We start from the raw sequence: 8,301 nt of genomic DNA on the forward strand, positions 1-8,301 counted from the left end.
GCCTTTCGGACCCAAGGTGACCTTGACGGCATCGGCCAGGATGTTTACGCCTTCGAGCATCTTGATGCGGGCTTCGTTGCCAAACTTGACTTCTTTAGCTGCCATTTTCTTCAGTCCTTAAATCAATTCGGGGAAAAGGGTGAATTACGCTTCGACAATCGCCAGGATGTCGGTCTCAGACAGGATCAGTACATCCTGCCCATCCAGCTTCTCGGTCTTCACACCGTAGCCTTCGTTGAAGATCACCTTGTCACCTACCTTGACGGCAAGGGCTTTGACATCGCCATTGTCCAGAATTCGGCCAGTCCCCACGGCAAGTATTTCACCACGGGTGGACTTCTGGGCCGCAGTACCAGTCAAGACAATGCCGCCAGCGGATTTGGCTTCAGCTTCGATGCGCTTGATGATGACGCGATCGTGCAGTGGACGAATTTTCATCGATAACTCTCCCAAAATGAGTCTCTGTGTTGCTTTGAGGAATGGCCATTCCTGGCCAAATTAGATATGTCTCTGATGTGGGGCGTTTTTGTTAACCCTTCAAGGGCAAATACAAAAAAAATATTTTCACGTACTATGAATATCTTCGATGGATCGCCCGTGTCCCGGTCAGGAAACCGGATTTGCGCTGCCCACAGTCAGAACGTAATTCGCCAGATGCAAGAGACGAGCCCGTGACCCGACCCAATCCCATGCTGACCGCCCCCATGACGTCCGTATTGTTGCGCATGACGGGCCCCATGATCCTCGGCATAGTCGCCATACTGGCTTTCAACCTGGTCGACACCTTCTTCATCGGCATGCTGGGCACCCAGGCGCTGGCGGCCATCAGCTTCACCTTTCCGGTTACCTTCGTGGTGACCTCGTTGGCAATGGGGCTGGGTGCTGGGCTCTCGGCGGTCATCGGTCACGCACTCGGCCAGGGCAGGCATAACGAAGCCGCCCGCATCACCACTGACAGCCTGTTTTTGGCCGTGGTACTGGTTACACTGCTCTCTGTGCTGGGCGCCCTCACCATACAACCCCTGTTTCGGCTGCTCGGTGCCAGCGACCCGCTTATCGGGCTCATCTACGACTACATGCTGATCTGGTATCTGACCGTGCCCATGCTGGTGCTGCCCATGGTAGGCAATGCCGCCATCCGGGCCACTGGGGATACCAAGACCCCGAGCCTGGTGATGGGGGTAGCGGGACTGGTCAACGGTGTGCTGGATCCTCTGCTCATCTTCGGCATAGGCCCTTTTCCCGAGTGGGGGATCCGTGGGGCGGCCATTGCCACCTCGATCTCCTGGCTGATGGCCATGCTGGTCAGCCTCTATATATTGCGCCATCGGGAAGGCTTGCTGTTGTGGCGCCTGTCGCCCCGGCCACGGCTGCTGGCTCACTGGCGCGCCTTGCTGCACGTGGCCGTACCGGCCTCGTTTACCAACATGCTCAACCCGCTGGCCACTGCCGTGCTGATGACCATCTTCGCCGGATTAGGCACCGAGGTAGTGGCTGCCTATGGCGCCGCATCGAGAGTGGAAGCCTTGTTGCTTATCGTGATGATGGCGCTCTCTTCCGTGCTGGCCCCCTTCATTTCTCAAAACTGCGGAGCGGGCAACCCGGCCCGCGCCAAGGCGGCGCTCCAGTTCTGCATGCGCTTCGCCCTGCTGTTCCAGCTCGGCGTCTATGGATTGACCTGGCTGCTGGCACCGCTCATCGCCAACCTGTTCAGCGATCACCCGCAGGTGGTGCGCCTCATCATCCTTTATCTACACCTGGTGCCCATAGGTTACGGCTTCCAGGGCATGGTGATGCTGCTGGCCTCGGCGCTCAATGGTGTCAGGGCCTCGAGTGTATCTTTTCTGTTCAACGGGTTGCGACTGTTTGTCTTCTTGGTGCCAGGGGCTTGGCTGGGGGCTGAACTGGGTGGGGAACAGGGAATATATCTGGGGATACTGCTGGCCAATCTGGCGGCGGGCACACTGGCCTGGTGGTATGCCCACCACCGCTTCGAGCGACTGTGCCATCAGGGCAAACCCTGACAGGCACAGCACCCATACTGCGGTTTATTCTTTACGTTCAAATTCGCCCTCTATGGTGGTCCCACCACGATTGGCGCCGCCCGGCGGTTCCTCGTCCTCGCCAGGACGCGCCTCAAATGGAGGCCGCTGTGCCTGAAAACCGCCCATCTGCATCCTGAACTGGCCGCTGCCCACCAGCTTGTCGGCCAGCCTGTTGCGCAGCCAGGGCAGCAGCAGCAGGATACCGAAGAAATCGGTCACAAAACCCGGGATGATCAGCAGCAAGCCAGCCAGCGCCAGCATCATGCCCCCCATCACCTCTCGACCCGGCATCTCGCCCTGCTGCATCTTTTGCTGCGCATTGAGCAGGGTCTTGATGCCTTCACTGCGCACCAGCGATGACCCGATCACGGCGGCCAGTACCAATAAGCCGACGGTTGGCAAGGCGCCCATCACGGAGCCCACTTCGATCATCACGGTTAGCTCGAGCAGCACCAGACCAATCAACAACAGAAATAACTTGCCCATAACAACCTCAGTGCGGGTGAACTTGAATGAATCTCAGGTCTGTTGCAGCCAACGAAATAATGTTGCTGCCAACTCACCATGATATAGCTCCTTGAGAATTAAAATGGGGGTATCCCCTCGTTTTTCAAGTCTGAAGGGTGACAGCGCGCCGGTTCTTCAGAAAAAACGGCCAAGTGGACTGTGATTGAACACCTTGTTCTGTCAAAGTAAATCGTTCGATTGCAATCTCAGTTTAATGACCACAATTTATTTGAGGCTGTCTCAAATTTAGTGATCCAAGTCTAATATTAGATACCTCAATTGAGGTAATGTAGACACCAGTAATTATAGGGGGCAAAAAAGCCTCCACCTGCCCCACTCGATGTGTGGTGCTTCAGGATGAGCCGTGCGTAAGGAACTCGCGACCACTCGGTGAGGATCGTTTCCATTAATCTGATTTCTGAGGCATTACAATGAGCGACATCAAGAACGTCCGCATTGAAGAAGACCTGCTGGGCACCAAAGAAGTTTCCAATCATTTCTACTACGGTGTGCACACCCTGCGCGCTGTCGAGAACTTCAAGATCAGCTCTCAGAAGATTTCTGACGTTCCGGAATTCGTCCGCGGCATGGTACTGACCAAGAAGGCCGCCGCCATGGCGAACGGCGAACTGGGTACCATTCGTCCTGAAATTGCTGACAAGATCGTAGAAGCCTGCGACCTGATGCTGAACACCGGCAAATGCTTCGACCAGTTCCCGGTCGACGTGTATCAAGGTGGTGCCGGCACCTCCGTCAACATGAACACCAACGAAGTACTGGCCAACATCGCCCTCGAGATCATGGGTCTGGCGAAAGGCCGCTACGATGTCATCAACCCGAACGACCACGTCAACAAGTGCCAGTCCACCAACGACGCCTACCCCACCGGTTTCCGCGTTGCCGTGGTAAACAGCACAGACACCACGCTGCACGCACTGGAAGCGCTGATCGCCGCCTTCTATGACAAGGCCAAGGAGTTCAAGAGCATTCTGAAGATGGGTCGTACCCAGCTGCAGGACGCAGTTCCCATGACCCTGGGTCAAGAATTCCACGCCTTCGCCGTCACCCTGCGTGAAGAGATCAAGTCCATCAAGCGTTGCCAGGAGCTGCTGCTGGAAGTGAACCTGGGCGCGACCGCGATCGGTACCGGCCTGAACACCCCGCCCGAGTACTCAGCCTTGGCCATCAAGCGACTGGCCGAGATCACAGGTCGTGCCTATGTGCCGGCAGAAGACTTGATAGAAGCTACTTCAGACTGCGGCGCCTACGTGATGCTGCACGGCGCCATCAAGCGTCTGGCCATGAAAATGTCCAAGATCTGTAACGATCTGCGTCTGCTCTCCTCCGGCCCGCGCACCGCACTCAAAGAGATCAACCTGCCGGAAATGCAGGCGGGTTCCTCCATCATGCCGGCCAAGGTCAACCCGGTTATCCCGGAAGTGGTCAACCAGAGCTGCTTCAAGGTATTCGGTAACGACGTCACCATCACCTTCGCCGCCGAAGCGGGTCAGCTGCAGCTAAACGTCATGGAGCCGGTGATTGGCCAGGCCATGTTCGAATCCCTTAGCCTGATGGAAAAAGCCTGTATCTCCCTGCGCGAGAAGTGCGTCGAAGGCATCACTGCCAACCCGGAAATCTGCATGAACCACGTGCTGAATTCCATCGGCATCGTGACCTACCTGAACCCCTTCATCGGCCACCACGAAGGGGATATCGTCGGCAAGATCTGTGCCCAGACCGGCAAGAACGTCCGTGAGGTCGTGCTGGAACGCGGCCTGCTGACCGCAGAGCAGCTGGATGAAATTCTCTCCATCGAGAACCTGATGAACCCGCAATACAAAGCCAAGCGCTACACCCGCGAAGCCAACGTATAAGCGAGCAAATGGGCCGGGTTTATCCCGGCCCATAAAGTCAGTTCCCGATAGGTCTTGCCCAGCCCCATCGGGAATTGGCTTTTCTGCCAAATAAAACCTAAAAAAACTGGAAAATGGAGTGTTCACTATGATTGTTATCGAGTTACTTGTGGTGCTCGCCGCTATCTATCTGGGTGCCCGGATAGGCAGTATCGGTATCGGCTTTGCCGGTGGTCTGGGTGTGCTGGTGCTGACCTGGGGCCTGGGGGTAGCAATTCCTGGCGACCAACTGGTCACCTTCATCCCTTGGGACGTGATCATGATCATCGCGTCCGTCATCTGTGCCATTGCCTGTATGCAACTGGCGGGAGGCATGGACTACCTGGTGTCGCTGGCAGAAAAAGCCTTGCGCAAAAATCCCAAGTACATCACCTTCGCCGCCCCGATCGTGACCTATCTGATGACCATGCTGGCCGGTACCGGTCACACCGCCTTCTCCACCCTGCCGGTGATCGCCGAAGTGGCCAAGGAGCAGGGCATTCGTCCTTCCCGTCCGCTCTCCATCGCGGTTGTTGCCTCCCAGATCGCCATCACCGCCTCCCCAATCTCCGCGGCCGTGGTTGCTTTCTCCGGCATGCTGGAGCCGTTCGGTATTGACTACCTGACCCTGCTGGCCATCTGCATTCCCTCCACCTTCATTGCCTGTATCCTGGGCGCCTTCATTGCCAACCTGATGGGCAAACCGCTGGAGCAGGATGAAGTCTATCTGGAGCGTAAAGCCAAGGGACTGATCAAGCTGCGCGGCACCACCAAGCTGGAGCTGAAGCCTTACGCCAAGGTTTCTGTATGGATCTTCATCTCCGCCATCGTAGCGGTCATGGCCTATGCCACCGCCATCTCAGGTAAAGTGGGCCTGATCACCAACCCGCCGATCCCCCGTGACGGAGCCATCATGGGCATCATGCTGGCCGCTGCCACCATCATGACCCTGGTCTGCAAACTGGATGCCACTCAAGTGACCAACATGCCGACCTTCAAATCCGGTATGTCCGCCTGTATCTGCGTACTGGGTGTGGCCTGGCTGGGCAACGTCTTCGTGAAAAGCAACATGGACACCATACAGCTGATCGCCGGTGACCTGCTGAACCAGTACTCCTGGCTGCTGGCCGTTGTGCTGTTCTTCGCCGCCATGCTGCTCTACTCACAAGGCGCCACCACCAAGGCCCTGATGCCGGCTGCGCTGGCACTGGGTGTCAGCCCGCTGACCGCCATCGCCTCTTTCGCAGCCGTGAGCGCCCTGTTCGTACTGCCGACCTACCCGACCCTGCTGGCCGCGGTCGAGATGGACGACACCGGCTCGACCCGTATCGGCAAGGCCGTGTTCAACCACCCCTTCTTCATCCCCGGCACTGCGACCATCGCTTTCGCCGTGGCATTGGGCTTCTTCTTTGGCGGCATGATACTCTGATCAGCATTTCATGCTAAAAACCCTCAAACGGCCCGCTTTGGGCCGTTTTTTATGCCTGGCTTTTGCGTCTAATCATTAATTAATCCTTATGCACTTCAGTTTCTATCAAGGTTCGCAGATCTACTCTGGGCATCGGAACAGAAACCGATCAACAGGGCCAGCACAGGCCCGACAGTGTTTACACCAGAGGAACGAACAATGAAAAAGACAGCATTGACTATGGCCATCTCCAGCGTGCTGCTGGCCGGTGGTGCGCAAGCCGCTACCGTCTATGACCAGAACGACACCAAACTCGAGATTGGTGGCCGTGCTCAAGGCATGTACTACGGTACCGATGACAACGGCTCCGAAGGTGATCAGAGCTACTTCCGTCTGCACGTTGCCGGCGAAACCAAGATAGATAGCGAACTCAAAGCATTCGGCTTCGCTGAATACAACCTGCCGGTCTCCGGTTCTGACAACGACGAACTGCGTTATGCCTACGCCGGCATCAAGCACGATCGTTTCGGTGCCTTCAGCTATGGCCGTCAGGATGGTCTGTTCACCAAAGCCGTGAACAACTACACCGACGTGCTGGCTGAGTGGGGCGGTGACGGCCTGGGTAAAGATACCGAAGTATTCGGCACCGGCCGCACCAACGGCCTGGCCCAGTACATCTATACCTATCAGGGCCTGACCCTGGGTGCCCAGTTCACCGGTAACAACGATCCGCAGAACGCTGATCGCTCCAACCGCGTTGGCCCGAACAGCACCTGGAATCCGAAGGGTTCTTCCGAAGGTTTCGCCGTGTCTGCCAACTATGACTTCGACATGGGCCTGAGCCTGGGTACCGCCTACAACCAGGCTGGCAAGACCGACGAGCAAGTAGCCAATGCCGCTTTCGGTGGCGATCGCGATGCCAAGCTGTATGGCGTGGGTGCCAAGTACGCAGTCGGTGACCTCTACCTGGCTGCGACCTACTCCCACGGTGAAGACCACCTGTTCGTCAACAACGGCTATGCCGAGAAGATGGATGGCTACGAAGCCGTAGCCCAATACACCATCGGCAAGTTCAAGCCGTCTCTGGCCTACCTGCGTACCGACGTGAAAGACAACGCCCGTGGCATCGACGAGACCGCTACCGAATATGTTTCCATCGGTGCCTGGTACAACTTCACCGACAACTTCAATGCCTATGTTGATTACAAAATCAACCTGTTGGACGAAGTGGGATCTACCAGCATGAATACTCTGGGCAAGAACACCGACGACGTGGTCGCCGTGGCCCTGCAGTACAACTTCTAAGCCGTTCCTGAATTGCCTACTGTATTGTTACCGGCCGCCCTGCGGCCGGTTTTTGATTGCCCGTCAGATATTAATCCGCGCCAGACTCGGCTCGCGGTGAAAGCAGTTCACCAGCAGCAGCAAGGTCGTCACGCCGACCGTCCCCAGCACCAGCCAGGGTAACCAAGGCTGCCCCTGAGCATTGGCGTAGTCATGCAAGGCTCCGCCCCCCACGTATCCCGTCATGCCACCGAGCGCCAGCCCCAACCGGCTGAAGCCCATGTAACTGCCACGTGCCCCCGGCTGCGCCAACTTGGTCATGAGGGTCTCCCGCGCCGGCTCGGCGATGACGATCCCCAGGTAGAAGCAGGCCAGCAGCATGAAGACCGCTGGCAGCGTGGTCGCAAACGCCACCAGCCCTATGCCGGCCGTCATCAGCAACACGCCCGCCATCAGCCGAATCTCCAGCTTGAGGTGCTTCTCGCCATAGCGGGCAAGAGGGTACAGCAGCGCCAGCGAGATGGCAGTTTCCAGGGTATACATCCAGCCCACCGCAGTGGTGCTGCCCGCCATCTGTTTCACCAGAATGGGGAAGATCAGCATGACCTGTACCCAGAGTGCGTAGTAACCACTCAGGATCAGCACCAGCCGGCAGAAGGCCTTGTCCGCCAACACCTGGCCGAGACCGGCCCGGATCGGCGTCGGCCGCAGCGAGAGCTTGTAGGGCGGCAGGATCAGCAGGTTGCACAGGGCCGCACAGACAAACAGGCCAGCCCCCAGCAGGCAGACGTACTCGAAGTCGAAGTTGAGCAACCAGCTGCCGAGCAGCGCTCCCACCACGGCGCCGGCGCTCTCCAGCATCATCAGCAAGGAGATGTAGCGACCCCGTTGACGCGGACGAGTGAACTTGATCACCAGGGCGGCCCGGGGGGGATCGAACAGACAGCCGCCCAGCCCCGAGATGATGCAGGAGAGGATCAGGTCAAGCCCGCTCTGGGCATAGGCCAGACTGGCAAAACCCGCGGCCCGCAACAGCATGCCCCCCACTATGAGTGGCCGGGCACCAAACTTGTCTGCCAACGATCCCCCAAGCACCCCCAACCCCTGCTGGGTCAGCTGACGCAGCCCCAGCGCCAGACCAACCACCCCGGCCGCCCAGCCAAGC

The 8,301-nt window shown here is 57.8% G+C and carries 7 protein-coding genes; 4 read left to right on the forward strand and 3 right to left on the reverse strand.

Annotated elements, in window-relative coordinates; all coding sequences use genetic code 11:
* Window positions 1-144 precede the first annotated feature (144 nt).
* Complete coding sequence (locus tag AAC083_RS16115; protein WP_042033715.1) at window positions 145-438, reverse strand: co-chaperone GroES; 294 nt, start codon at window positions 436-438, stop codon at window positions 145-147.
* 233 nt (window positions 439-671) lie between these two features.
* Here AAC083_RS16115 and AAC083_RS16120 point away from each other — a divergent pair, with 233 nt between their 5' ends.
* Complete coding sequence (locus AAC083_RS16120) at window positions 672-2,024, forward strand: MATE family efflux transporter (RefSeq protein ID WP_108537134.1); 1,353 nt, start codon at window positions 672-674, stop codon at window positions 2,022-2,024.
* 24 nt (window positions 2,025-2,048) lie between these two features.
* On the opposite strand, the gene AAC083_RS16125 is transcribed toward AAC083_RS16120, so the two are convergent.
* Complete coding sequence (locus AAC083_RS16125) at window positions 2,049-2,531, reverse strand: FxsA family protein (RefSeq protein WP_042033717.1); 483 nt, start codon at window positions 2,529-2,531, stop codon at window positions 2,049-2,051.
* Window positions 2,532-2,983: 452 nt separating this feature from the next.
* Here AAC083_RS16125 and aspA point away from each other — a divergent pair, with 452 nt between their 5' ends.
* The 3 genes from aspA to AAC083_RS16140 all read left to right on the forward strand — a co-directional run bounded on the left by aspA (window position 2,984) and on the right by AAC083_RS16140 (window position 7,157).
* Window positions 2,984-4,426, forward strand: coding sequence for an aspartate ammonia-lyase (aspA, locus tag AAC083_RS16130; protein WP_042033718.1), 1,443 nt, complete (start codon window positions 2,984-2,986; stop codon window positions 4,424-4,426).
* Window positions 4,427-4,553: 127 nt separating this feature from the next.
* Window positions 4,554-5,873: an anaerobic C4-dicarboxylate transporter gene (locus tag AAC083_RS16135; protein ID WP_108537135.1), complete on the forward strand. Its 1,320-nt coding sequence runs from the start codon at window positions 4,554-4,556 to the stop codon at window positions 5,871-5,873.
* Window positions 5,874-6,071: 198 nt separating this feature from the next.
* The gene (locus AAC083_RS16140; RefSeq protein ID WP_108537136.1) at window positions 6,072-7,157 is read left to right on the forward strand and encodes a porin; all 1,086 of its coding nucleotides are present in this window, start codon (window positions 6,072-6,074) and stop codon (window positions 7,155-7,157) included.
* A gap of 63 nt (window positions 7,158-7,220) precedes the next feature.
* Here the strand turns inward: AAC083_RS16140 and mdtH are convergent.
* Window positions 7,221-8,301 (reverse strand): multidrug efflux MFS transporter MdtH (mdtH, locus tag AAC083_RS16145; RefSeq protein WP_108537137.1); only part of this gene is annotated, 1,081 nt, incomplete at its 5' end.

The sequence above is a fragment of the Aeromonas sp. HMWF014 genome, from assembly GCF_963878295.1.
In the GTDB taxonomy this organism is placed as follows: domain Bacteria; phylum Pseudomonadota; class Gammaproteobacteria; order Enterobacterales; family Aeromonadaceae; genus Aeromonas; species Aeromonas popoffii.

What these genes read in the sequence shown, in the direction of transcription:
- AAC083_RS16115 (WP_042033715.1), bottom strand. Translation starts at nt 438, where the DNA reads ATGAAAATTCGTCCACTGCACGATCGCGTCATCATCAAGCGCATCGAA.
- AAC083_RS16125 (WP_042033717.1), bottom strand. Translation starts at nt 2,531, where the DNA reads ATGGGCAAGTTATTTCTGTTGTTGATTGGTCTGGTGCTGCTCGAGCTA.
- aspA (WP_042033718.1), top strand. Translation starts at nt 2,984, where the DNA reads ATGAGCGACATCAAGAACGTCCGCATTGAAGAAGACCTGCTGGGCACC.
- AAC083_RS16135 (WP_108537135.1), top strand. Translation starts at nt 4,554, where the DNA reads ATGATTGTTATCGAGTTACTTGTGGTGCTCGCCGCTATCTATCTGGGT.
- AAC083_RS16140 (WP_108537136.1), top strand. Translation starts at nt 6,072, where the DNA reads ATGAAAAAGACAGCATTGACTATGGCCATCTCCAGCGTGCTGCTGGCC.